The 245-nt window shown below is 66.5% G+C and carries 1 protein-coding gene; it reads left to right on the top strand.

The window, feature by feature from the left end; all coding sequences use genetic code 11:
* The coding region (locus CVH10_RS26320; RefSeq protein WP_219925062.1) for a hypothetical protein at positions 1-219 on the top strand (219 nt) is incomplete at its 5' end.
* Between the last annotated feature and the right edge of the window lie 26 nt (positions 220-245).

Raw genomic sequence — 245 nt, 5'->3', positions numbered from 1 at the left:
TCGGGGGTGGTGCTGGAATATGCGCTCGGGGTCTGGCCGCGCCGAGGCCAGGGCTGCGTGATCGAGGTCGGCGGCGAAACCCGCGTCCGCATCTATGAGAGCGGCGACGCGGAGACCGTCACCGTGCGCGGCGCGGCCCACGGGGACAAGACGGAGGTTCTGGCTCGCCGAACCATCGACCGTCTGTCGGCCGTGACCGCACGGATCGAGCGGGAATGAAACAAAATCGTTGATTTCATCGCTCA

The sequence above is a fragment of the Halomonas sp. ND22Bw genome (assembly GCF_003011945.1).
Taxonomy (GTDB): domain Bacteria; phylum Pseudomonadota; class Gammaproteobacteria; order Pseudomonadales; family Halomonadaceae; genus Halomonas; species Halomonas halophila.
Note: the sequence above shows the minus strand (reverse complement) of the source record. Positions and strands in the feature narration are given on the sequence as shown.